The 24,275-nt window shown below is 55.6% G+C and carries 26 protein-coding genes and 1 pseudogene; 10 read left to right on the forward strand and 17 right to left on the reverse strand.

Going from position 1 to position 24,275, the window contains the following annotated elements; genetic code table 11:
* Positions 1 to 159: 159 nt before the first annotated feature.
* Entirely contained in the window at positions 160 to 1,092 is a 933-nt protein-coding gene (locus PI739_RS02885) for a hypothetical protein (RefSeq protein ID WP_271351463.1), read from the forward strand.
* 36 nt (positions 1,093 to 1,128) lie between these two features.
* On the forward strand, positions 1,129 to 2,040 hold the full coding sequence (locus PI739_RS02890; protein WP_271351464.1) for a hypothetical protein: 912 nt from the start codon (positions 1,129 to 1,131) through the stop codon (positions 2,038 to 2,040).
* A gap of 271 nt (positions 2,041 to 2,311) precedes the next feature.
* Here PI739_RS02890 and PI739_RS02895 read toward each other — a convergent pair whose 3' ends face one another.
* The 10 genes from PI739_RS02895 to PI739_RS02940 all read right to left on the reverse strand — a co-directional run bounded on the left by PI739_RS02895 (position 2,312) and on the right by PI739_RS02940 (position 9,859).
* Positions 2,312 to 2,950: a recombinase family protein gene (locus tag PI739_RS02895; RefSeq protein ID WP_271351465.1), complete on the reverse strand. Its 639-nt coding sequence runs from the start codon at positions 2,948 to 2,950 to the stop codon at positions 2,312 to 2,314.
* A gap of 195 nt (positions 2,951 to 3,145) precedes the next feature.
* Positions 3,146 to 3,361 carry a hypothetical protein gene (locus PI739_RS02900; protein WP_271351466.1) on the reverse strand — a complete coding sequence of 72 codons (216 nt, stop codon included), beginning with the start codon at positions 3,359 to 3,361 and terminating at the stop codon, positions 3,146 to 3,148.
* 364 nt (positions 3,362 to 3,725) lie between these two features.
* Positions 3,726 to 4,037 (reverse strand): hypothetical protein, encoded by a 312-nt coding sequence (locus PI739_RS02905; protein ID WP_271351467.1) that lies wholly within the window; start codon positions 4,035 to 4,037, stop codon positions 3,726 to 3,728.
* Positions 4,038 to 4,393: 356 nt separating this feature from the next.
* On the reverse strand, positions 4,394 to 5,620 hold the full coding sequence (locus tag PI739_RS02910) for a hypothetical protein (protein WP_271351468.1): 1,227 nt from the start codon (positions 5,618 to 5,620) through the stop codon (positions 4,394 to 4,396).
* A 129-nt stretch (positions 5,621 to 5,749) separates the two neighbouring features.
* On the reverse strand, positions 5,750 to 5,932 hold the full coding sequence (locus PI739_RS02915; RefSeq protein WP_271351469.1) for a hypothetical protein: 183 nt from the start codon (positions 5,930 to 5,932) through the stop codon (positions 5,750 to 5,752).
* Between the two features lie 370 nt (positions 5,933 to 6,302).
* Entirely contained in the window at positions 6,303 to 6,707 is a 405-nt protein-coding gene (locus PI739_RS02920) for a hypothetical protein (RefSeq protein ID WP_271351470.1), read from the reverse strand.
* The gene (locus PI739_RS02925) at positions 6,704 to 6,940 is read right to left on the reverse strand and encodes a hypothetical protein (protein WP_271351471.1); all 237 of its coding nucleotides are present in this window, start codon (positions 6,938 to 6,940) and stop codon (positions 6,704 to 6,706) included. The genes PI739_RS02920 and PI739_RS02925 overlap by 4 nt, the downstream gene beginning before the upstream one ends.
* Positions 6,937 to 7,449 carry a hypothetical protein gene (locus PI739_RS02930; protein ID WP_271351472.1) on the reverse strand — a complete coding sequence of 171 codons (513 nt, stop codon included), beginning with the start codon at positions 7,447 to 7,449 and terminating at the stop codon, positions 6,937 to 6,939. Before PI739_RS02930 ends, PI739_RS02925 begins: the two co-directional genes overlap by 4 nt.
* The gene (locus PI739_RS02935; RefSeq protein WP_271351473.1) at positions 7,436 to 7,642 is read right to left on the reverse strand and encodes a hypothetical protein; all 207 of its coding nucleotides are present in this window, start codon (positions 7,640 to 7,642) and stop codon (positions 7,436 to 7,438) included. Before PI739_RS02935 ends, PI739_RS02930 begins: the two co-directional genes overlap by 14 nt.
* Before the next feature lie 705 nt (positions 7,643 to 8,347).
* Positions 8,348 to 9,859 (reverse strand): tyrosine-type recombinase/integrase, encoded by a 1,512-nt coding sequence (locus PI739_RS02940; RefSeq protein WP_271351474.1) that lies wholly within the window; start codon positions 9,857 to 9,859, stop codon positions 8,348 to 8,350.
* Positions 9,860 to 10,128: 269 nt separating this feature from the next.
* On the opposite strand from PI739_RS02940, the pseudogene PI739_RS25065 reads away from it, so the two are divergent.
* Positions 10,129 to 10,314, forward strand: a pseudogene (locus tag PI739_RS25065) (LysR family transcriptional regulator); the annotation flags it as partial.
* Positions 10,315 to 10,448: 134 nt separating this feature from the next.
* On the opposite strand, the gene PI739_RS02945 reads toward PI739_RS25065, so the two are convergent.
* On the reverse strand, positions 10,449 to 11,432 hold the full coding sequence (locus PI739_RS02945; protein WP_054080783.1) for an LLM class oxidoreductase: 984 nt from the start codon (positions 11,430 to 11,432) through the stop codon (positions 10,449 to 10,451).
* Positions 11,433 to 11,728: 296 nt separating this feature from the next.
* Here PI739_RS02945 and gvpU point away from each other — a divergent pair, with 296 nt between their 5' ends.
* The 6 genes from gvpU (at position 11,729) to PI739_RS02975 (ending at position 18,705) form a co-directional block, all read left to right on the forward strand.
* Positions 11,729 to 12,211, forward strand: coding sequence for a gas vesicle accessory protein GvpU (gene gvpU, locus PI739_RS02950; RefSeq protein WP_003409447.1), 483 nt, complete (start codon positions 11,729 to 11,731; stop codon positions 12,209 to 12,211).
* Between the two features lie 313 nt (positions 12,212 to 12,524).
* The gene (locus PI739_RS02955; RefSeq protein WP_003345569.1) at positions 12,525 to 14,216 is read left to right on the forward strand and encodes an NAD-dependent malic enzyme; all 1,692 of its coding nucleotides are present in this window, start codon (positions 12,525 to 12,527) and stop codon (positions 14,214 to 14,216) included.
* 232 nt (positions 14,217 to 14,448) lie between these two features.
* Complete coding sequence (locus PI739_RS02960) at positions 14,449 to 16,089, forward strand: phosphoethanolamine transferase (protein ID WP_003430856.1); 1,641 nt, start codon at positions 14,449 to 14,451, stop codon at positions 16,087 to 16,089.
* Positions 16,090 to 16,278: 189 nt separating this feature from the next.
* Entirely contained in the window at positions 16,279 to 17,412 is a 1,134-nt protein-coding gene (gene rnd, locus PI739_RS02965; protein WP_010432132.1) for a ribonuclease D, read from the forward strand.
* The gene (locus PI739_RS02970) at positions 17,409 to 17,702 is read left to right on the forward strand and encodes a YcgL domain-containing protein (protein WP_003317401.1); all 294 of its coding nucleotides are present in this window, start codon (positions 17,409 to 17,411) and stop codon (positions 17,700 to 17,702) included. The genes rnd and PI739_RS02970 overlap by 4 nt, the downstream gene beginning before the upstream one ends.
* A 70-nt stretch (positions 17,703 to 17,772) precedes the next feature.
* Positions 17,773 to 18,705: a D-2-hydroxyacid dehydrogenase gene (locus PI739_RS02975; protein ID WP_054080784.1), complete on the forward strand. Its 933-nt coding sequence runs from the start codon at positions 17,773 to 17,775 to the stop codon at positions 18,703 to 18,705.
* Between the two features lie 66 nt (positions 18,706 to 18,771).
* Here PI739_RS02975 and PI739_RS02980 read toward each other — a convergent pair whose 3' ends face one another.
* Positions 18,772 to 19,365, reverse strand: coding sequence for a nitroreductase family protein (locus PI739_RS02980; RefSeq protein ID WP_003317403.1), 594 nt, complete (start codon positions 19,363 to 19,365; stop codon positions 18,772 to 18,774).
* A gap of 210 nt (positions 19,366 to 19,575) precedes the next feature.
* Between PI739_RS02980 and PI739_RS02985 the strand changes: the two genes are divergently transcribed.
* Positions 19,576 to 20,025 (forward strand): YcgN family cysteine cluster protein, encoded by a 450-nt coding sequence (locus PI739_RS02985; RefSeq protein WP_003368281.1) that lies wholly within the window; start codon positions 19,576 to 19,578, stop codon positions 20,023 to 20,025.
* Positions 20,026 to 20,029: 4 nt separating this feature from the next.
* Here the strand turns inward: PI739_RS02985 and PI739_RS02990 are convergent, their stop codons facing one another.
* The 5 genes from PI739_RS02990 to PI739_RS03010 all read right to left on the reverse strand — a co-directional run bounded on the left by PI739_RS02990 (position 20,030) and on the right by PI739_RS03010 (position 24,227).
* Positions 20,030 to 20,410, reverse strand: coding sequence for a YgaP family membrane protein (locus PI739_RS02990; RefSeq protein ID WP_003368282.1), 381 nt, complete (start codon positions 20,408 to 20,410; stop codon positions 20,030 to 20,032).
* 105 nt (positions 20,411 to 20,515) lie between these two features.
* Entirely contained in the window at positions 20,516 to 21,016 is a 501-nt protein-coding gene (locus PI739_RS02995; protein ID WP_003368283.1) for an RNA methyltransferase, read from the reverse strand.
* Between the two features lie 66 nt (positions 21,017 to 21,082).
* A complete protein-coding gene (locus PI739_RS03000) occupies positions 21,083 to 21,979 on the reverse strand; it encodes a copper resistance protein B (protein ID WP_003368284.1) in 897 nt (298 codons plus the stop codon).
* Between the two features lie 8 nt (positions 21,980 to 21,987).
* Positions 21,988 to 23,766: a copper resistance system multicopper oxidase gene (locus PI739_RS03005; RefSeq protein ID WP_054080785.1), complete on the reverse strand. Its 1,779-nt coding sequence runs from the start codon at positions 23,764 to 23,766 to the stop codon at positions 21,988 to 21,990.
* An 86-nt stretch (positions 23,767 to 23,852) separates the two neighbouring features.
* Positions 23,853 to 24,227 (reverse strand): YajD family HNH nuclease, encoded by a 375-nt coding sequence (locus tag PI739_RS03010; RefSeq protein WP_003317410.1) that lies wholly within the window; start codon positions 24,225 to 24,227, stop codon positions 23,853 to 23,855.
* Positions 24,228 to 24,275 lie beyond the last annotated feature (48 nt).

Consider the following 24,275-nt stretch of genomic DNA (forward strand, 5'->3'; position numbering starts at 1 on the left):
ATCAGGGTTTCTCAAGTGGAGTATGTCTGAGGCTATGGTGTCTAAGTTAGACCACGATATCCGGCAAGTTTTCAGATAGTGATGATCTAAGATGATTCGCTAGCGTGCCGTGCATTTGAGACTATGTAGAATGATGACGAAATGTAAGGAGGTGTACAAGTGAAATGGCTAGATTTTGATCCTCACGTTACTTTTTTGAAGTTAAAATCTGTGGCGTACGTTATTATAATGATACTTGTCGCCGCATCATTAATTGCACTTACCATCTTGGTGTTCACTCCGAACTTGAAATTCAACCCTTCAAGCGAAGGTTGGAATAATGCAATTGAAATATTTAAATTTCCTTTAGGGCTTCTGGCAGTATCCATCCCCCTGATCGCGCTATTCGCTGCCAATCATCGCTCAGTTCAGTCTAAGGCTCAGATGGAGCTGACCCAGTCTCAAATAAAGCTTAGTAACATTCAGATAGAATTAACCCAATCTAATAACCACTTAACGAATTATTACAAGCATGTGGATGAGTTTCAGAAGTACCTTGAAACCCACGTAAACAAACTTGAATTCATAGATGGGAATAAAGCTCGAGTAGCATACCCAAGAAAACTGCATAAGATGATTTTCCCCGCCGCTAAGCGTGGAGTCTTAAAGGTGGATGAAGACTTTATCAAAGTGCTTTGCTCAGATATGGAGAAGGTGATTGCAGCGACTGATGTATTCCGTGCGGAGAAATATGAAAACCGTGCCACTCATCTCCATATACTCAACGTCAAAATCGACCGATTGGCTAAGAAGTATCAGGTGACAAACCATAGGGCTAACGGCATACCAGAGATGACGGAGATGAACGGTGACCTCGTGGGCACCGCCACCATCAGTGATTTTTTGTATCCTTTTGGCCTAGTGAGCACGGTAATTACGGAGTCATTGTTATTCGATGAGTCCTTTGAGGCTCCACCGCTAATTGATCAGATCGCTAGATTTGACTGGCAGAATGTAAGGCCTGACAAGAAGATAAGTAATTCAATGAACTATCACTTTGACCATCTGCTAGCAGACGACGCAACGATAATGGCTGAGAATGAAGGGCTTTGATAATACACATATTTCGCAGCTGACTCGGACCGCGCAGTGGTAACCTCCTCCCTGAGTAAGGACGGATATGACGAGATGGCCATAAACTATATAAGGGAAGAGCTTGATAGACTTGCGTCTAAGTTATCGCAACTTAATCAGCGCAAGTCACAAGCGAACAACATATACGCAGAGCACCACAAAGCAATTCAGGAATTCCACGACCAGCTACCAGAGTGGGCGCTTGAGCTTCAGTACGGCATGGAGCATCCATTCCATTTCAGGTGCCCATCAACTGGCGAAGACCTCATGCACAACGCTCCAGCGTTATCGCTGGAGGATCGCATAGAACTGAATCTGCTTCAGAAACTGAAGACGTATCAGTGGCTTTTGGTAGAGGCGTACGAAGCCTTTGAAGACTTCGTCGAAAGAGCCTACGCGTCTTGCGGCCTTGCTGGGATCGGCATATGGAAGCTTCCAGTTGACTGGAACCACGAGGGTTCGAACGACATCCAGCGCTACCATCAACTCCCGACAAGGAAGGACCGGAAGCCGTACGCACAGCTTAGAGAGTTTCGAAGAGCGTCAAAGCATTTCGAGCATTTCGAATCCGAGAACCCAACGGGGACAAATTACAGGGTGATACTCGTTCTGGTCGAAAAGCTAAGGCACTACATTGTCCACAATGGCGGATACTACGACGATGCTGGAACCCTAGCAGGCAGAGTGCATCAAGAGTTGCCGGATATGGACATGAAAAGCGTAATGGGGTTCGTGAACTCGTTCTTCATACCCCACGGCCATGGCAAGATAGTTGACTTGCTCGAATATCCAGCCGACCCAGAGGAAAAGAAGCCACAGGGCACATTTCATGATCCGATGCTTGGGTTCTTCAGAAATCTGATGGAGTACGGCCTCCTGATCTTCCAAACCATTCACATGGAAATCGAAGCGCGAAAGCATCAGTAACAGTTTTCTGGGAATACCAAATCCCCCGCCGCGCGCAGGTCGGATGTTAAAGGAGATTGAGCGTGCAGCCAGAAAAAATAATGTGGCGCCCTTGGAGACATCCGCAAAGCTATCAAACACGAGCCGACCCGGCCCCATGGCAATGCTCCAAAGGGAACCACAAATAAGCTTCTCAGTTGTTAAAGAGCGATGCCGCCAGAAGGCCCTGTAGTGCCACGTGGTAAGCGTTCATACGTTTCACCTCCTTGGGTTTCGTCTGTTGCAGTGATGCTTAGGCTTGATCCTGAGCGGTCTTGGCTTCACGTTTGATCCTGTACACCGTAGCAACGCCGCATTCAGCGAGCTTGGCCACGTCGTCAGCGCTCATGTCCGGGTGCTTAGCCACAAGCGAATACACCTTCTTCCACAGGTCAATGTTCTTCGCCTTACCTGTCGGCTTCCACTCGGGATCGGCAGCCTTCTTGTTCTCGATGCCTTGCTTGATCCGCTCAACACGTTTTTCTTGGTCCAGTCGTGCCATGGTGGCCATCAGGTCCAACAGCATGTTGTTGATCACTTTCATAATCTGCCCGGTGATGCCTTTGTCTTGCACCAGCATATGGCTGGTGGGCAGGTCAGCGATAATCAGACGCAAGCCCTTCGCCTTGATCGTAGTCTTCAGCACTTCCCAATCGTCCTGTGACAGACGTGATAACCGGTCCACGCTTTCGCACAGAAGGATTTCGCCTGACTTGGCGGTATCCAGCAGACGCATCAACTCGGGACGCTGAAGCTTGGTGCCGCTGATGTTCTCGGCATACACGCCAACCACACCCAAGCCTTTCTCGACCGCAAATGCTTCCAGCGCCACCTTGGCACGGTTCGCATCTTGGTCTTTGGTGCTGGCTCGGAGGTAGAGATGGGCGTTCATGGCGACTATCCTTTGGCATCTGTTTCGATAGGTCAATGATAATGCGATCATATAGGTATCACCTAACCCTTTATGATAGCGCCCGACGGACGGTTATCGTACTACCATACGAGTAGACCTAAACGATAGTGATTCTGGGATGCAGCGGGATGGGATGGCAGCCTTGGCGATCAGTACCCGGCTGCAAGGATGGGCCTATTCGTCGATCAGCAAATCGGTAGCAACCTCCCTTCCCGCTGGCGTCAAGGACACCTCGATAAACTCTAACCCACCATCATCTGAAGCGTCCGCTCCCGTCGCAAGTCCGCTTCTGATCAGCGCTCTAAGAGTATGGACATCTTCACCTGTAATAGTCGAAGCACCGTCACGGATCGCCATTAACAGCTTTGCCTCTGTCTTCATCATTTGCATCTTGTGGTCCTCATCACTAGGTTTTCACTAGAGTCACACAAATCAAGGGAGGAATCAAAGTTATAGCTTGACGTGGGTGCCTAGGTGTTATAAGCGCTGCATAGGCCAAGAACTGACGCACACCGGATGCTCACGAACGATTTATATCGTTGGTTCGCTAATTAATAGCGTTGAAAGCGCCCGGCTTGACCCACGGTCAGCACAGGCCCAGCCGTTACTGGGCTGTAGCCATTTAAGAGTTTATAATCTACAAATCTGATGGGTATTAATAGGGGGTTTACAGGAGTTTATACGACGTTTGGGACATATAAAAAACTGACCCTATAAACCCTACCTACCAAAGCCAGCTAAATTGCTGTAACGGTCAGCTCTCGGTGTATGAAGAATAGACACCAGATTTCTTGGCTATCCCACCGGACACAGCTTGTGCGTTACCGATCTGAGCTACATAAGTAATTCCGTCAGGCTTAAACTCTTTCGCAGCAGCAAGGAGAGTGGACGATATAAACTTTATTACCTCGTCAGAATCCGTCTGAGTGTGCTTGTCGAGATAGAATGTCCAAACAGTATCGACATTATCTCGTTTGCTCCAGTTCTTGGTGTCGAGATACTTGTAGAAGTCATTGCGTGATTCTTCAGCATTTGCAAAATCAAGGGACAACATCACATGTAGCATCTGGCAATTCCTTTTGTGCTGATCTGCGGGATGCAGCTTCAGACCCCGAATATCATGTCACTATGCCTTCATCCGCGACAACCGACGAAGGTCGTAGGAAAATTCGACAGCCGCCACTGGCTGGATTATGGCTGGATGTATCAGGACGTTCACCTAAAGGCGTAATCAGGCTCATAGCTCCGCTATGGAATGTAACGTTTTAACCGGGCGTCCATGGGCGGAAAGCCACGTAGAATAAGGCTTGTAGCGTGGTTGCAACTGGTGGGTGCCCTACTCAAAGAGTATAGCAGTGGCCTTGTTACCTTCTTCGTCACGAAGAAAAGCCCCCACCATCGCTGGCAGGGGCTTGATCATCATCACCATGGAACAGGGTCATAGCTGGCTTCGGGTTGCACGTTGAACAAGACAGGAACGATGTTGGCTTGTTGGCCGTCCAGCGTTTCAGCAAACGAAACTGCGAACGCAGGTGACTCGATTCTGGCGAGTAGCACAGGGAACCGAATCGGCTTGTACGCTGGAATGCGTTCCGGCGGTGCAGGCTGCACGAAAGGCTCGCCCGTGACTGGGCAGATACCCTCGTACATGATCACCGTTGTGTGACGTTGTACATAGTCGTCGATTACATGTTGTACATCGTCCAGCGCTTTACCGTGCAACAGGTCGAATAGCGCTTGTTCGAGCGCTTGGCTCTCCGGCTTGTCAACGCTGTAGCGAAGGTGGCGAATGTCTTCGAGTGCTTGTAACAGTTCTGGACGGTACTGTGCGTGGCGTTCCAATTCCATCACCAGAATAGAGACACGTGAATACCGTACCGTCTTCGGTGACCATCCTTTAGCTTCCTTGCCCTTGAGTTCCGATTGCAGCGTGCTTAGAGCTACGGTGGTCTTCGCTGCTAGGTCTTTCAAGTGACGGGCATGCACTGGGTCTGCTTGGTTCAGAAACTCACGGAGCCAGCGTAGAAGCTCGTTACGGCGTGTAGGCTTGATCTTGCCCAGCTTTACCACTTCGTCAATCAGGGGCTTGCCAAGGTAGTCAATCAGGCGTTCCAGCACATCGCTATCGCGTTCGTTCTCATGCACGGCATTACGAGGGTGACAGTCTGCACGTGCAATTCGGCGTCCGCCGCCGTAGTAGCTGGTGCCATGGGCCTTGTTTGGCTTCTGGGGACTGAGCACCAGATTATCGGCGTAGTACATACCGATGTGGGTTTGACCCTCTACCGGGGCGATGTGAGAAAGCTCGAACAGGCGAGCCGTTCCGTATTGGTTGCACTTGGAGGCCATAGCTTGAAGCTGGATCACATCGAGTAGTGATTGTGCGGTGTGGCCCTTGAGCACTTCCAGAGTTCTGGCACGTTTACACTCCTGTACAAGGCGATAGAACGGTGCTGAGCGGCGAGCCCTTTCGATGCGGTCAACCTTGGGACGTTTGCCGTTGGCAGTTTTACGAGAGCATTGCACAGAACAATACTTCTTGGTGGCAGTAGGCGTTGTGAACACTTTGGAGCATTTGGTACATCTGCGACTGTGGCGCTTCTTGGCTGGCTTCTTAGCCTTGGTTGTAACTGGTGTTGCTTGTTTCATTGATTGCTCCAATCAGGATAGCGGGAATGGGGTAGATAGTCATGAATGCCTGACGGCATGAATTGCTACAGAATGGGCGAATACGCTTTGAGGCGTAAACGTGACCACACTTCTTGCATGTGCAAACTTTCATGCTGCGAACCTCTCGAAGGGAATAGCGGGATTACCGCCATGGTGTGCTACGACCCAACGGCGAAGACCGTTAATGCTGAGCACTTCTTTGACGACAAAGCGTTTACGTGTTGAGCCGATGAGAGTCATGGCGGCAGACATCGCCGCCCCTTGTGATGTGAATTCGTATGGCGTAGCCATGGTGGTATCTCCTGTATGAGTAAGGTGATGTTGTATGCCGGGCATACGTTTGTAACGCGTAAATGGTTTGAAAGCCTTATGTAGCAAGGGTTACAGCGTAATGGCACCATTATCAAAGATAATAGCAGTGGTGTTGCCAGCTTCCTTTAAAGTGGCTCTAACCCATACATGCCGAGAATCATTTCCTGTGTCTGGGCTTCGGTGTATCCGTACAAGACGCCGACATGGATTTCCCTTTGGGCAATTGGGATGGCATGTGCGACATCATCACCATATCTGGCGGCGAGATAATCGGCACATGCCTGTTCGAGTTCAGGTTGTAGGGCGATTTGATCGTATGCCACGCCGTGGGCACTGTTTCCGATGAATATCAATTCGTTCCACCGAACGAGTGTTTCACAAAGGGCGATGTATACTGCTGCAGCAGCTTTTCCGCTTCAATCTTGAACTTGAGCGTACTGACGCCCTCGAATACCACTTCGCCGCTTTCAAACAACTTACGCTGTTTACCCTTGGCCATGAACGCAAACACGTAAGCTGTTACAGCGGGTGTGCCAGATACCAGGACGGTGACAAAGTTGTCGCACCGAAACCACGCCAGCTTGTAAACAGCTCTATCGCCCATCCTTTTGATGTCTGCACGAAAAGCACTGAAGATACGCTGAGGATTTAGATTGTCGGCGGATACGGTGAAGATGGCGTGACGTTGAAACTCTTTACTTGTTACATCGGCAATACGAGTTGCCAATTGAATCGGGATTACCGTTTGTGTCATTTGGTCTCTTTTGCCATGTTAACTTGAAGTTGTCGAGTGAGGATATCTATAACGATCTGTGGATAGCCTTGAGACTTCATTACAGCGATTCTCTGTGCGAGGGTTAGCGTAGATGCCTGTTTGTTTATCTCGACGCTCACAGGCGCCTGTAGGGGCGCTTGTGCTGGCTCGATTAATAGAAGGCTGTCGGGCTGATATTTCAGCAGCAATGCACGTGTCAGGGCGTCGATCATTTGACCCCCAGCGCATCGCGCACTTCCTGCGTAATACGATCACGGCGAGCTTGCTCGGCGTCGGCTTGTTGTTTCTGCTCAAGACGAATCTCGCGCTCTACTTGCGAATCGATTTCTCGCTGGATGATGGCAGCGTTATAACTGTTAATCTCCACACGGTATGCTTGTTCTACTTGCCGGAACACTTCAATCAGGTCTTTCTGAATTTCAGCTTCTGGGCGAAGCATGAAAAACTCAAACGCAAGAGGCCCAACAGCGGCGATTTCAAGCGATTCGTGCAGTGTATATCCTTGAGATTGCTTTTCTACGAAGGTGGGCAAGACGGCGTAGATGCTATTGCAAAGGATGGGTTCAATCGCTCCTTTCACCACCAGTGCCCCAGTGTTGTACCTACTGATTTCTTGAGCCGAAGCGGCACTGACGCCGTTGATACGTGTTCTGAAGGAAAGCTCTTCTGCTTTCTGGCGGGCGGTTAGCTCTTTCTTGTCGAACTCTTTAAGTACGGTCATTTTTTTCTCCGTTTGATGTTGGGCTGTTAGATTGGTAGTGATACCAAAGCTGCTGAAGTATTTCGTCGATAGCTTTATCCTTGGCATTGCCGACGACGGGAATGATAACTTGTGGCGTAATACCGTCCCATTCTGTCGGGCGGACCATGTCCAATTTTTGGAGCATATCTTGTATTTGTTGCTCGATATTCATTGCTGTTCCTCTGGTTGCGTTAGTTTTTTGATGCGTTGGCGGTAAAGGATTGTGTAGCACTTCAACCCACATGTGGGAGTTGAGGTTGTTCGTTGTGTAGCGACAGACTTGCCGCATACGGCACAAGGTCTGTATTTAATGATGGTTCGTTTCGCAGGCAAGGGATTACCTCCTTCTGAGTAGGTATTTGAATGACTGGGTATTGCAAGATTAAGGATGAAGCACAAAAAAGAACAGGCAGATGCCTGTTCAAAGAGTGTGGAGAGGAACGCCAACACTTCAGGAAATTTTTAGTCTCTTGGCCGATGATAAGGCGGCTTGCGACGGAGACTGACGCCGCGACAGGAGTACCAATCCTATCTACAGTAACGACCAACTCAACTGCTGGTGAGCGAACGCGTCTTGGAACGCTGGTCATCAACTGCCGCACACAATTACTCGAAGGATAGCGCGGGTGGTGCGGAAGTTAAATTTTGGGAAGCTGGGGTGTTGCGAGGGAGGCGAAAATTTTGCGTTTTGTTTCTATATCTTTGTACAAATTATCTCACGGAAAGTGCATTTTGTCAATATGTCAAGCACAATTTCGACATAAATAACAAGCTATTTATTTTTTGTCTGCTCACACTAAACCCAGCCCTGTTACATATCCGGGTATCATCGCCGAAAACGACGAAAGTTGTCAGTCCAGCAACTTCGACAGGGTGATCAATCGAACGTGAAGTGCAGTTTCTGAATGGCTTCCAACTTCTGCTTAGGGCTGGCCCCTTCGTCGTAAACGTCGAATGTAACCAACCCCGTTTCGTGTCCGACGATGTTTGCGACAGTTGGGCCTGGCACGCCTGCACGTAGTAGTAGCGTGACAACCATAGACCGTACGCTATGGAACACGTGCTGTCTGCCGAATCCTTGTGCGGTCTTCAGCCGCCCAAACGCTTTACTCAAAGAGTCGGAACGAATCCCGTACTTGTTGCCCGCTGAACTTGGAAGCAGGTATCCATCTGTACTGTCTGCAATCAAACGATCTACGGTAGTCGTCAGGGCAGGGTGGATGGGCATCTCCCGAATGCCTGCGGCGGTTTTGCTGTCGTCGATCTTGAAGCTCAGGAAACCTTCAACTTTTACCACCGATTCCTTCCGAAGCTGAGCAAGTTCCTCGATGCGACAACCGGTGTGGGCGCCCAGTTTGATCAAGTCACATAGCGTTTGATTTCCAGCAGCCGATGCTACTGCAAACAGGCTTTCGATTTGCTCAGCCGTGAACGCTTTACGTGCTGACTCGACCTTGGCCTTACCTCGGACCTTGGGTAGAAACTGACCTCGGAACGGATTGTCTTTCCCGGCGAAGTCCTCCCTCCATCGGCTGTCATGCTTCATAGCCCACACCCAGAAGGTTGAGCCCGCCAACAGGTATTGAGCCTTGGTCTTGCTCGACAGTGACAGCGACTCAAGCCATGCCGCCACAAGGTCAGCATCCAGCGGCTTGCCCTGATCACCAAGGTACTTTGAGAGATTTTTCAGCTTGCTTTCTTGCTGGTCGATTGTCTTGGCCGCAATGCCTGACTTCTCTCGGGACACCCGGAACGCTGAAAGACGAGAGGGTGTTATCGGCGATACCGGTTTGTAAGCCGACGGGGTGCGCAGGATGTCGCGGGCTTCGATGACCTCAGACGGTGACAGTCCGTGGCTGCGCTCCGCCAGTTGTAACACGGCATCCTCCATAATCGCCGCTTCCTGCTTAACTCGCTCCACTGGCAACGCTGGGTCCATGGCAAAAGCAGTACGTAGGCGGTCGGTGAACCCAATCGCTCCCTGTTTCTCCACCATTCGCAACATGCCCAGCAATAAATCCTGCTCTCGACCGGGCCTTACTGCGTCACCTGCAATCTCTCTGAATATACCTGTGTTTGGATGCGAAGGATGCTTGACTGCCTTGAGCAGACTCTCGTCGAGCATTTGCTCCAGCCGCATTCCTCCTTCTGCAAGAGCAGGTCGCCATAGGTCACGGCCTGCTGCTTTCGCATCTTTCGCTTCCTGAACCTGCTGCTTCCATAGTGCGAGGATCGGCAGGCGTCTATCCATGGCTTCGGACTTGTTGCTTGTGCCCGTTGTTTTAACCAACTTGGTCAAGCCGCCGAATGCACTTCGCACCTCGACGGGAACCGTCATGCGAACATACCAAGTGCTTTCATTCGGTTTCTGGAATAGGTGGGTGGTCATCAATTTTTTCCTGTGGTTTGCCCACTCACTTTGCCCACTATTGGGTGTGAAAGGCAATAGCCACGGGGGATAAAGGGCGCGAGGGCGCTGATATGAGAGTCCCTATCTCTCCGCCATTATTTATCCAAAAAGCCCCGCAATGCGGGGCTTTTTGGTTTCCGGGATTTGATGATCCTCAGCCCAGCCCCTCACTTCTATCCTGAAAGGCTACTTTTACCGTGAGACCAGCCGAGCCACCGCTCGAACGCTGTGCCTCACCAGTAGCGTGATTGGAAGGGCGTGTGCGCACCCGGTTGTTTCAGTGCACCACGCGTCGGTTGTCGCTCACCGAGGCGGGGGAAACCTTCTACCGTACCTGCACGACGGTCGTTTCAGATCTGCAGGAAGTCGAGATTGCGCTGACTTCAACCCAGACCGAGCCACAGGGCAAGGCGCGTATTGATTGGCCAGCGGCATCTGAATAGCGGCAGGCTGGTGGCGGTGCTACTGGATCTTGCTACCGAAGGCCTGCCGATGAGTTTTGTCTGGCTGCGAAGTCGCGAGGCGCTGCCAAAAGTCAGCGCGTTAAGTGCCTGCCTGGGAGCCAACCTCACGCCTGCCGGGCATGTTGGGAGGTGATGGAAAACTCGGGGAGAATGTGCTCCTGAAGTTCATCGATTACCTCCAGAGAGGGACGCCGCGTCGGCTTGAGGTTCAATGCGACATGATTGATCCCGGCTTCGCGTTGCCGGGAGAAGAAGTCCTTCAGCGCCTTTCGACCACCCCGTAGCATCCGCCCCGTTTGTAGCGGCGCGTCAGGATTGGCGTCGAGGTCGAACATCGCGCCGTAGCCGAAAGGGATGAATCCCCTGGAAGCGGTTGCCTCACGCCAATGCGGTACAGCCTCCGGCATGCGCAGCGCATCGCCATGCCAGATCCAGGCATCGACATTGGCCGCAAGCCACTCCAGGCTCTGTCCAGCACGACCGATGGCGATGACAGGGACCGGTTGAGCAGCGGGTTTGGGTACCAGATCGATGTCGCCCCGCAACTGGCCGAAATGCTGTGTCTTCAGCCGCGGAAACGACTCTGAAAGCAGCGTTTTGATCAGCGTTACCGCTTCCCGATAGCGTTCAGCCCGGCTGGCAAAGTCGACTCCGAAAGCCGGATATTCTGTTGCCCGGTCACCCGAAGCCATGCCCGCGAGAAAGCGGCCTCCGAGGAGTTGGTCCGCCGTCGCAATCTGCTTGGCGGTGATAACCGGCTCCCGCAACGGGCTGACGATGCCTGCGGTGCCGATGGCGATTCTGCTCGTAAGCGCTGCCAGCCAGCCCGCGTACACCATCGGATCAAGGACCTGGCCGGTATCACCAAATGACGGATCGTAAAACGGCACATCGCGCAGCCACAGCGCCGCAGCATCGCTCTGATCAAGGCGCTGCACGATCTCGGCCTGGTCCTCCAGGCTGGGAAAAGGGCTGTCAGGATAGCCTCGCGCGGGCGAGATGAACCCGATGGTCAACTGATCACGCTGGAATGTACCGCTGAACGCCGTATGGTTCTCCAGGCCGAGCGATTGATTGTTCTGAGTCATCGTTTTACTCCGTTTCGGAAATCGATCATTTGATTCTATAGATGACCTTCAGGCTGATCTCAGACCTTTTGGATCAGTCATGGTGAAAAAAATCACGAATAGTCGGTCTGCAGCACTTAATTGAACCACTGGCATCCCGTGCAGGGTAGAAACACTGTCACCATCCACCTGCGAAATCGCCTGGTCTCACTCGTCCCATTCGGCTATTCGCAAACTAATCCTGCCTCCCGGTTTCGCTTTCGCCCTTTCTGATCTATACCTTGGGTTCAACGTTTTGTGAGGCGAGGAGCTTTCAGATGTCAGACGTAGATCAGGTACAAAAGTCGCAACCTTCTCCCAGCCAGAGCCACGATGACGTGATTGCCCAGTTCAAATGGCAGGGCAAGCAGATCGACTGGTTGCTGCAATGGCTGGTCAAGTTTGTTGCCAACACCAAGGTTGAGATGGGCGTGACGCTGTCGGTGGGTGGAAATCTGGTTTCCGGGCATCTGATTTCTCACGATGCGTATTTCGAGCAGTTGGCCGACGATATCTCGGCACCGTTCAGCTCGTTCGCCAACGGCACTGACGCGACCATGAAAGAGATGATCCTGTCCTTCAAGCCCGGTGAGTCATCTGAAGACACCCCGGCCTTCCATTTCATTCACTTGAAGGACTGCCGCACCTATTCCACTGACGGCAACCCGATTTGTGATGCCGGTGTGCTGTGGCGGGGCCGAATCTCGGCCGTCGATGGGTTCACCATCGGGCTTATCGCCGAAAAGCCTGACGCAGCCTGACCCCATGGAGCCTCGACGTCCGTCGGGGCTTTTTCAACCCGAGACCATGATGGCTTCCAGCGTGCAGAATGCACTGGTTGATCACGGAATGCTGCACCTGCAGTAGCGTCACTTAGCCACTCTTTGCGCGACAAAATGTCGCAAGCCGCTGTCAGGCGAGTAATATGTTCGCCCTGACCTTATCTGCCGAATGGTTTTCGGCATGGCCTGATAGAGAGCTGGCGACAAGAAAAAACAACAAGAACTGAGCCAGGCTGCCCGCCCCGGTCGACGTAAAGAATTAATGAGTAGACGAAAAAGGCGATTAGAGAAAATGACCAAAACTTCGCGACCTTTGTACATTTCCTACGCAGGACCTTCACTGCTGGAAATGCCCCTGCTGAACAAAGGCAGTGCCTTTACCCCGCAAGAGCGGGTCGAATTCAATCTGATCGGGCTCCTGCCGCAGAACGTGGAGACGATCGAAGAGCAAGTCACCCGGGTCTACAGCCAGTACAAACAGTGTGCGAGCGACCTGGACAAGCATATCTACCTGCGCTCGATCCAGGACAACAACGAAACCCTGTTTTTCCGTCTGCTCGACTCCCACCTGGACGAGATGCTGCCGATCATCTACACGCCGACGGTGGGGCAGGCCTGTCAGGAGTTTTCCAAGATCTACCGCACGCATCGCGGCCTGTTCATTTCCTACCCTGAGCGCGACCGCATCGATGATATTTTGCGCAGCGCGACCAAGGACCGGATCAAAATCATCGTCGTGACCGACAGCGAGCGAATTCTCGGTCTGGGTGATCAAGGCATCGGCGGCATGGGCATTCCGATCGGCAAACTGTCGCTGTACACCGCTTGTGGCGGGATCAGCCCGGCGTACACGCTGCCGATCGTGCTGGATGTCGGCACCAACAACCGTGAGCTGCTGGACGACCCGATGTACATGGGCTGGCGTCACGAGCGGGTATCGGGCAAGGAATACGAAGACTTCATCGCGCTGTTCATCGACGCGGTGCAGCGTCGCTGGCCGGACGTGCTGTTGCAGTTCGAAGATTTCGCCCAGTCCAACGCCATGCCGCTGCTCGAAAAGTATCGGGACGAGTTGTGCTGCTTCAACGATGACATCCAGGGCACCGCGTCGGTTGCCGTGGGTACGTTGCTGGCGGCCTGCAAGGCCAAGAATGAAACCCTCGGCCAGCAGAAGGTGGTGTTTGTCGGTGCCGGTTCGGCAGGCTGCGGGATCGCCGAGCACATCATCGCAGCGATGCGCATCGAAGGCCTGAGCGAAAGCGAGGCGCGCAAACGTATCTTCATGGTCGATCGTTTCGGCCTGTTGACCGAAGGCATGGATAACCTGCTCGACTTCCAGAAGCGACTGGCGCAAAAGACTGCCGACGTATCTGGCTGGACTGCCGGCTCCGAAGCCTTCCCGCAGTTGCTCGACGTGGTCACCCACGCCGGGGCCACCGTAATGATCGGTGTGTCCGGGCAACGGGGTCTGTTCACCGAGCAGGTGATTCGCGAATTACACAAGCATTGCGCCAAACCCTTGGTAATGCCGCTGTCCAATCCGACTTCCAAGGTAGAAGCCACTCCGGAAGAAATCCTGCGCTGGACCGACGGTAATGCGCTGGTGGCCACCGGCAGTCCGTTTGCGCCAGTGGAGATCAACGGCCGCACGGTACACATCGCGCAGTGCAACAACTCCTACATCTTTCCGGGCATCGGCCTCGGCGTGGTGGCCTGCAAGGCATCGCGCATCACCGACCGGATGCTCATGGCGGCGTCCAATGCGCTGGCCGAGTGCTCGCCGATGGTGACAGGGAAGGGCGATGCGGTGTTGCCGCCGCTCAAGGAAATCCAGCAGGTCAGCCGCAAGATCGCCCTGGCTGTGGCCAAGGAAGCGCAAGCCGAAGGGCTGGCGCTGGAAACCACCGAAGAGGCGCTGCTTGAGGCCATCGAGCGTAATTTCTGGTTGCCGGGCTACCGGGCCTATCGCCGCCGCTCGGTCTGATCGGGCGTATCTGCGAGGATGACGTCTCCGCAAGCTTGCTTGCGGAGACACGCTGCTCTGCAAATGCAGTAACGCTGCAATGAGTTTCTTTACAGTGAAATAAGCTTCATTCAACCCAATCCTCTCACCTTTTTCACATAAAATTGATGATGCGCTGCCTACAGTGCGCGCCATCGGAGTGTTCACTGGCTCCTGAATGCCCGATGCATATTAATTCGATAAGCAGACCACGATGCCGACACCCAGAACTGTTCGTCCAGAGGTTGTAACCCTACTTGCCAGTGCGTTTCTGTTACTGGGTTTCAATATCAATCTTTGGCAGCATCTTTTCTCGATTACCAGCGCCGATAGCAAAGGGTTGGCCATGCGCTTTGCGTTTGGCTTGATGATTTTCTGCGTGTTCAATATCGTGTTGACGCTGTTGGCATTTCGTCGTGTGCTTAAACCGGTGTTGATCAGTCTGTTTATGATCAGCGCGGGGGTGGTTTATTTCATGACCGAATACGGGGTCATGATCGACGCGGGCATGTTTCGAAACTTCGCCGAAACCAACGTCACGGAAGTGCAGGGGCTGCTGTCTTTAAAACTGGCTTTGTATATCCTTCTGCTGGGCATAGTGCCTTCGCTGATACTCTGGAAACTGCCGATCAGCTACCGTCGCTGGCACCTCGAATTGTTCAGCAAACTGTTGGTGACGGTGGCGTGCTGCGTGGCAATCGGCGCCATTGCACTGGCCAATTACCAGGGCTTGTCGTCGTTGTTCCGCAACCACCATGAATTGCGCCTGATGGTAGTGCCAAGCAATTACATTGGTGCGTCGCTGGGCTACCTGAGTGAGCAGGTGATCTCCGCCAGGCGTCCCTTCGTCAAGATCGGCGAGGACGCCAAGCGTTCTGCGGACTGGGCCACGCACGCCCGCAAATCATTGACCGTGCTGGTGGTCGGCGAAAGTGCCCGGGCCGAGAACTTCGGAATCCTTGGCTACGGTCGTAACACCACGCCCAACCTGAACAAGGAAAGCGGACTGGTGGCGTTTACCGATGTGTATTCCTGCGGTACCGAAACCGCAGTATCGGTGCCTTGCATGTTTTCCAATATGGGACGCAAGAACTACAACGCTACCCAGGCGCGTAATCAGGAAGGCTTGCTGGACGTACTGAAGCGCGCGGGTATAGACGTGATATGGCGTGACAATCAAGCGGGCTGCAAGGGCACCTGTGATCGAGTGACCTTCCAGGACGTGAGCAATCTCAAGGACCCGCTGTTGTGCAACAACCATGAATGCCGGGACGAGATACTCTTGCAAAACCTGCAGGCCTTTATCGACGGCCTCGACAAGGACACGGTGCTTGTTCTGCATCAGATGGGCAGCCACGGTCCTGAATACTACAAACGTTACCCGAAAGACTTTGAAACGTTTACCCCGGTGTGTGAAAGCAATGCGCTGAACAATTGCAGCCGGGACAGCATCGTCAATGGGTACGACAATACGTTGCTGTACACCGACCATGTATTGTCCACGCTGATTGATCTTCTGCGCACCAATCAAAACAAGGTCGATACCGCCATGGTGTACCTGTCGGATCATGGCGAATCTCTGGGCGAATATAATCTGTTCCTGCATGGCACGCCTTATGTGCTGGCGCCTGATCAGCAAAAGCATGTGCCGATGATGGTCTGGTTGTCCGATACCTATCAGAAGTCCTTTGCCGTTACGCCGGAGTGTCTGGCCAAACAGCGCAATGCACCGTTGAGCCAGGACAATCTTTTCCATTCCATGCTCGGTCTGCTGAAAGTCGATACCAAGGTCTATGACCCCAGTCTCGATATGTTTGCCGCATGCCGCAGCGAGTTGGCGACCACCGACAAGTAACGACATGCGCGGCGTGCCGGGTATTGATCGTCCTCTCAAGCCGTGGGGGCGATCATTGGCAGCGTGTCTGTGAGGCAATAGCTCCTCCTGTCCTTCATTTGCATGAAGATGCGCCAGACCCGGACGACAGACGCGCGATAATCTCCCATGACGATATATACTGCGCGCCATTGTTGAAGGGAGAGCCGTGTGGCCATCGATATTCACTGGATTCGCGACGACGACAGCCTCGCCCGGCATTGCGCACAATGGCAGTCACTGCCTTTCGTGGCGCTCGACACCGAGTTCATGCGGGTCGACACTTTTTATCCGATCGCTGCGCTGCTGCAGATCGGCGACGGGCAGAGCGCCTGGCTGATTGATCCATTGCTGATCAACGACTGGCGGCCGCTGTCTGCGTTGCTCGAAAACCCCGACGTCATCAAAGTGGTGCATGCGTGCAGCGAAGACCTCGAGGTATTGCTGCGCCTGACCGGCAGCCTGCCGGTTCCGCTGTTCGATACCCAATTGGCAGCTGCCTACCTGAACCTCGGTTTTTCCATGGGCTACTCGCGTCTGGTGCAGGAGGTCCTCGACATCGACCTGCCCAAGGGCGAAACCCGCTCCGACTGGCTGCAGCGTCCGCTGTCGGAAACGCAGATCAGCTACGCGGCCGAAGATGCCGTGCACCTGGCCGAGCTGTTCACCATCCTGCGCCCGCGCTTGTCCGACGACAAATACGCCTGGCTGCTGGACGACGGCGCTGAACTGGTCGCCAACCTGCGCCGTGAGGTGGACCCGTACGAGGTGTATCGCGACGCCAAGCTGGCCTGGAAGTTGTCCCGTGCCCAGCTGGCGGTGCTGCGCGAGCTGTGTGCCTGGCGTGAGCGCGAGGCGCGTGCCCGCAACCTGCCGCGCAACCGTATCGTGCGCGAACACTCGCTCTGGCCATTGGCCAAGACCCAGCCGGACAACCTCGGCGCGCTGGCGCGGATCGAAGACATGCACCCGCGTACGGTCCGCCATGACGGCGAGTTTCTGCTCGAGCTGATCAAGACCGCGAGCGTGCTGCCTCCAGAAGAGTGGCCACCTGCGTTGCCCGAGCCATTGCCCATCGATGCCGCCGGGTCGATCAAGCGTCTGCGTGCAATCGGTCAGCAGTATGCCGAGCAACTGGACATGGCCCCGGAACTGATGCTGCGCAAGAAGACCCTCGAAGCCCTGCTCAAGAGCGGCTACCCCGACGGTCCTTACCAATTACCCGACTCGCTGCGTGGCTGGCGTCGCGAGTTGATGGGTCAGGCGCTGCTGGACAGCCTGGCCACCCCCGGAGAACCGTCTTGAAGCGCATCTGCTCGATTTATCGCAGCCCGAAAAGAAACGAGATGTACCTTTACGTCCTGAAGAGCGACGTTCTCAAGCGTGTGCCTCCAGAGCTGATGGTGGCGTTCGGCAAGCCGGTTCATGCATTCGATCTGGTGCTGAGCCCCGAGCGGGCGCTGTCGCGTGAAGATATCAATGTGGTGCTTGAGAACCTTGACAGCCAGGGCTATCACTTGCAGATGCCGCCGGCTGAAGACGATTACATCGAGCACCTGCCCGAAGAGCTGCTGCGCCGCAACGATCCCATGTAATCGTTGCCTACGTTGTAAAGCAGCCCACATCGACGTGGGTTGCCTGTCCTGTTTTTAAGGTTTTTGAAACATGCGCGTTCTGATTGCCGAGCACGATTACCACGTTTACACCCAATTGTTGCGCAAGGCTGCGCCTGATCTGGAAGTTTTCAGCACTGGCGATTCTGCCGAGCTGTCGCGCATGGCCAGCGACTGCCCGGTCTGGCTGGGACAGCCGGACCTGATGGCCAACCTGTTGCGGCAGGGGCACAAGCCGCAGTGGCTGCAATCCACCTGGGCGGGCATCACACCGCTGCTGGCTGACAGCCTGTCGCGGGAATATCGCCTGACCCGTGCAGTCGGGATTTTCGGTCAGGTCATGGCCGAATTCGTTTTGACCTACATGCTTGGCCATGAGCGCGAGGTGCTGGCGCGCCTGATGAGCCAGGTCGAACGCAAGTGGGACAACCGGACCGGGCAGAGTCTGTCGGGCCGCAAGGCATTGATCGTCGGTGCCGGTGATATCGGTCAGCGGGTTGCCGAGTTCCTCTTGCCGTTCGGTGTGCAGGTGTACGGTGTGGCTTCCAGTGCGCGCGCACAGGAACCGTTCATCGAAGTGACGGCGTTGTCAGACATGACGCGTCTGCTCGGCGAGATGGATTACGTCATCAACCTGCTGCCCAACACGCCCGAGACGCACGACCTGTACGATGCCAAGCTGTTCGCCAGCTTCAAGCCCACGGCGCTGTTCATCAACGTCGGGCGCGGCGTGGCGGTTGTCGATGCGGATCTGGTCGAGGCGTTGAAGGAAGGGCATCTGGCTGGCGCGGTGATTGACGTCTGCCGTCAGGAGCCTTTGCCGCAGCGGCATCCGTTCTGGACTGCCTACGGTCTGCTGTTGACCGGTCACAGCTCGGCGCCTACCTCGCCCGTGGCCATGACCGAGCTTTTCGTCCATAACCTGCAAGCTTTCCAGGCAGGAGAGGCGCTGCGCGGCGAGGTCGATTTTTTGCGAGGTTACTGACGCCCTTGCCAACGAGCCGACGTTTCAGGCGCCGGCTCGCAGGCATCGATTACTGCAACCAGTCAGTTACAGCGAAAAATCACCTTCGGCGGCCAGTTCTGCCAGCGGCTTGCGCGGGCTTGGCACTTCGCGGCCTTGCAGGTAGTCCGGCAGGGTCGACTTGTCACCCAGCTTGCCGATCGCGATGGCCGCGTGCACAGCGTAGCCCTCGGGAATATTCAGTTCCTTGCGGGTCAGATCCTGATCGAAACCGGCCATGCCGTGGGTGTGCCAGCCGCTCAGGCTGGCCTGCAGTGCCAGGTAACCCCATGCGGAACCCGTGTCGAAGGTGTGCCATAGCGCCGGGCTCTCTTCGCTTGCGCCGGGGGCGACGAAGGTGGTCTTGGAAATGACGATCACCAAGGCCGCCGCGTGTTGCGCCCAGCTGCGGTTGAACTCGTTCAGCAGGCCCAGATAACGCTCCCAGTTTGGCGTATCGCGACGTGCATAGAGAAAGCGCCAGGGCTGCGAGTTATACGCCGAGGGTGCCCAGCGTGCGGCTTCGAAAAAGCTCAGCAGGGTTTCCTGGTCGATGCTTTCGCCACTGAAGGCACGTGGCGACCAGCGCTCGGTGAATTGCGGGTCGATAGGGTGATCGGCGATGCGAGGGTTCGTGCTCATGAAAGTCCTTGATAGCGAAGGTTGAAAACGAGCGTGGCTTGATGGGCCGTGGTCGGCAGGCATCGCTTGAACGCACTGAAAACCCGTTAACGCTACTGTTTTGCCCCGTCGCTGACAAGTCCCGGCTACCGGCAGTCGCAAGTGCTTGGCCCGCACCCCGTGTACCTCTAGACTGGCGGCCTTTTCATTATCGATACCGTTGTCCGAACCATGGCCGCTAAAGTTGAACCCTTCTGGATTCGCAAGACCCTTGACCAGCTCGATACCCAGGAGTGGGAGTCGTTGTGCGATGGCTGTGGCCTGTGCTGCCTGCAGAAGCTTGAGGACGAGGAAGACAACGCGGTTTATTACACGCGAATTGCCTGCAAGCTGCTCGATCTGAAAACCTGCCAGTGCTCCGACTACGCAAACCGTCGTGCCTCGGTCCCTGATTGCATTCAGCTGACGCCTGGTCAGGCAGATGAGTTCAAGTGGCTGCCGCCGACCTGCGGCTATCGTCTGGTCAGCGAGGGCAAGGATTTGCCGCTCTGGCACCATCTGGTGTGTGGTGATCGCACGGCCGTGCATCACGAACGCATCTCCCAGTCAGGCCGCATGCTCAGCGAGAACAATGTGGCCGAAGACGACTGGGAGGATTACCTGATTTTTCGCGCAGGTTGAATGCTTAAATGACCGGCTTTGGCTCGGTCAACGCTTCCACGCCTTTGACAGCCGCCGTCTTCACGGCATTTTCAGCGTCGTCCTTGAGGGTGTTCAGTTCTGCGCCTGCACGTTCGATGGTCGAGCGTGCGCTTTGCAGATCGCTGCGGCCTTTTTCCATCAGGCTTTTCGCCGAGCAGTGACCACTGATACCGCGAGCCAGTGCCGCGCCGCCGATGGCCAGTTGAATCAGGCCCAGAAAGCCGCCACGACGGACGCCTTTACCCATCAGCAGTACGCCGCCAGCCAGTGAGCCGATGCGCTCCCAGCCCTGTACATTCTGCTCGGGGTTGCGTTGAAGCAGTTCAGGTGTGTCGATGCGTTCGATGATCGGGGTGTCGCGCATGATGGCTCTCCATGAGGTAGTAGGTCGGATTTGGCAAATTGGAAGCAGTTGCTCGATTCAGAGAAACTGACTGCCCGCGCGCGACACAGGTTCAATGCTTTTCCGTCAGCGGTCACTGGCCGGATCAATTTTCTCGCGACCGAACTGCGGGCCCGAACGGGTATTGATACCTTTGGCCATGCGGTCGTAGAGGACGACGTTGACGGTCGCCGCCAGATTCATGCAGCCCTCGGTCGGGATATAGACCACGTCTTCACACCAGTCGCGAATCTCCTGATCCAGCGAGCCATCTTCCGGGCCGAAGATATACAGAGCGCGATCAGGGTGCGTGTATTCGGGCAGTGCGCGGGCGCCTTCGACCAATTCGACGGCCACCGGGATGCAACCCAGCGGCAGAATGCTTTTGAGGTCTTCGATGCCGATCAGCGGGATGTCCTGATGGATTTTCTTGGTGTCGGTGATGAAGTCCCGCGCGCGCTCATAGCGTTTACCGGTATAGAACACCGACGCCACGCCGTAACAGCCGGCCGCACGCATCACGGAGCCGACGTTTTCCGGGGACTTGGGGTTGTAAAGACCGATGCAGGCGTACCGTTTGTTGGCCACGGGGAGGGTGCTCTGAAGAAAACCGGGGATTATACGGCAGCCTCAGAGCAATGCCATTGACTGTGTTCAGAACCACATGCGCACGCCGACCACCAGTCGCGCGTCCTGGGTGTCTTCGTCGTCCTCGCGCGCGTAATCGGCCGTCTTGCCGTAGGAGCGGTCCCAGCTCACGCCGACATAAGGAGCGAATTGCGGGGTGATCTCGTAGCGCAGCCTGAGGCCGAACTCACTGGTCGACAGGCCCGAACCGTTGCCGCGTTGCGGGTCGTTCTTGCCATAGAAGTTCAGCTCCGCGGTGGGCTGCAGCACCAGATTGTTGGTCAGCTGGAGGTCGTAGTCGGCCTCCAGGCGAGCGGCGGTCTGTCCGGCTTCACCGATGAACGCAGTGGCCTCGATGTCCAGATCCGAAATGGCTTGGCCCTGCAGGCCGAAGGCGGCCCAGGTTTGCGGCGCGCCCGGTTTGAAATCCTGACGTGCACCGGCGACCACGTCCCACCATGGGCTGATCGAGTGGCCCCACAACGCCTGGATTTCCGCTTCTTCGGTCTTGCCGTTGGTTCGCTCGCCTTCGGAGCGCAACAGCAGGCGGTCGATATCACCGCCGATCCAGCCGGACAGGTCCCAGGCCAGCGCGCTGCCGTCATTGGCGTCCTGCCATTCCAGCTTGTCGGCCAGAAAGTAACTGTTAATGGCGCTGTCATGGACCTGATGGCCGGCGTGGCTGGTGTACACCGCAGCCCGGTCCGCATCGGTGATCGGCGGGATCGGGGTTCGGCTCTGGGCGGGCGCAGACTGCGTCGAGGACGCGTCCTCGCTGTCGCTGGCATCCATATGCATCGCATGGCTGCCGTGGTCCATGCCTTCCATCCCCGCGGCCATGCTCAAGGTCCACGGTGCAGCGGTCAGCCCGGCAGCCAGCAACAGCATCGGCAGGCGGGGCGAATTCAGCGTTCTGCTCAACATCAAGGTCCTCATTCTTCAACCCGCACTTCGCGGAACATGCCCATTTCCATGTGGTACAGCATGTGACAGTGATAAGCCCAACGGCCCAGCGCATCGGCGGTCACCCGATAGCTGCGGCGTGATCCCGGTGGCATGTCGATGGTGTGTTTACGCACCATGAACCGGCCGTTTTCGTCTTCGAGGTCGCTCCACATGCCATGCAGATGGATGGGGTGGGTCATCATCGTGTCGTTGACCAGCACGACACGCACCCGCTCACCGTATTTGAGCATCAGCGGTTTGGCGTCCGAGAACTTCACACCGTCGAACGACCAGGCGTATTTTTCCATATGCCCGGTCAGGTGCAGCTCGATCGTGCGGCTTGGCTCACGACCGTCCGGGTCTTCGAAGGTGCTGTGCAGATCAGCGTAGGTCAGGACTCTACGGCCATTGCCCCTCAGGCCGATGCCCGGATCGTCGAGCTTGGGCGAGGTGCTCATGGCTTGCATGTCGACCAGCGGGTTATTGTTTTCGCTCGCGGGGTGCGATTGCGGGCCCGGCGTTTTCGAGGCCGGCATCTGCGTGTGGTCCATTGCGGGCATCGCGTCGTGCCCCATCTTGCTGTGGTCCATGCCTGACATGTCGTGCGTTGTCGGGGCTGCGGCGTGGTTCATGCTGCCATGATCCATGCCCGCCATGCCCATATCATCCATGCTCAACAGCGGGCGTGGATCGAGGGGCGGAACGACAGCCTGCAGGCCGGGCCTGCTGGCCAGGGTGCCGCGGGCATAACCGGTGCGGTCCATCGACTGGGCGAACAGGGTATAGGCACCTTCCGCCGGCTCGACAATCACGTCGAAGGTTTCCGCCACTGCGATGCGCAACTCATCGACGGTCACCGGCTTGACGTGCTGGCCGTCGCTGGCCACCACGGTCATCTTCAGGCCCGGAATACGCACGTCGAAGTACGTCATTGCCGAGCCATTGATCAGCCGCAGTCGAATCCGCTCGCCAGGCTTGAACAGCCCGGTCCAGTTCATGTTCGGCGCCTGACCGTTCATCAGGTAGGTGTAGGTTGCGCCGCTGACATCCGCGAGATCGGTCGGGTCCATTCTCATCTTCGCCCACATCCAGCGATCCCTGGTGGTCTCGCTCCAGCCCTTTTCACCCACGTCGTTGATGAAGTCGCCGACGGTGCGCTGGTTATTGTTGTAGTAATCGGACTGTTTCTTGAGCGTTTTCATCAGCTGGACCGGCTTTTCGTCGGTCCAGTCGCTGAGCATGATCACGTGTTCGCGGTCATATTCGAACGGCTCCGGCTCTTTCGCATCGATCACCAGTGGCCCGTAGACCCCCGACTGTTCCTGAAAGCCGGAGTGGCTGTGATACCAGTAGGTGCCGTGCTGCCTGACCTTGAAGCGGTAGACATACAGGCCATCCGGCGCGATGCCGTCAAAGCTCAACCCTGGCACGCCGTCCATGTTGGCCGGCAGGATAATGCCGTGCCAATGGATGGATGTGGCTTCGTCGAGCCGGTTCTTGACCCTCAGGGTCACGGTGTCGCCTTCGCGCCAGCGCAGCAGCGGGCCAGGAATGCCGCCGTTGATGGTCTGCGCGGTCCTGGCGCTGCCGGTGATGTTGACCTGGGTTTCGCCGATATACAGATCGAACTCAGTGCCGGACAACCCGTTGGGCTGACCCGGATTGGTCACCGCCCACGCCGGACTGCGCCATAGCCCGAGGCCGCCGAGCAGGCCACTGGCGGCCAGCCCTTTTACAAAGGTTCGTCTTGAGGTTCGGGTGGGCATGGCGAAATATCCGGTCGGTCGGGTGGCCGCAGGCCAGGAGAAGTGCGGGTAGGGCGGGGGAGCGTGGGGCGTTGAAGGTACCGAGGTCACTCGTCCTTTTTCATCAGCCCGGCCAGTGCAGCGAACGGGTTGTGGGTCGCCTTGGCGGTTTTCGGACTGCCCAGGGAGCCATCGGCGAAGTACTGCTGATCGGTGTAGCGCGAGTGCTCGTTGTCGTGGCAATACAGGCACAGCAGCTCCCAGTTGGAGCCGTCCTGCGGGTTATTGTCATGGTTGTGGTCGCGGTGGTGTACGGTCAGTTCGCTGAGGCGTTTACCTGCGAACTCGCGCGCGCAGCGGCCGCAAACGTGCGGGTACATGCGCAGCGCCTTGTCGCGGTAGCCCATCTCGCGGTCGCGCTGGGCGTCGGCCAGGATGCGGTCCAGCTTGGCAGTATGGGAAGGAGGATTGGCCGTGCTCATGGTGTCACCTGTGCGTGTGCGCATTGAAAGCGGAATGTCGGTAAGTTT

It is taken from the genome of Pseudomonas cerasi (assembly GCF_027983475.1).
GTDB classification, from domain to species: Bacteria; Pseudomonadota; Gammaproteobacteria; order Pseudomonadales; family Pseudomonadaceae; genus Aquipseudomonas; species Aquipseudomonas cerasi.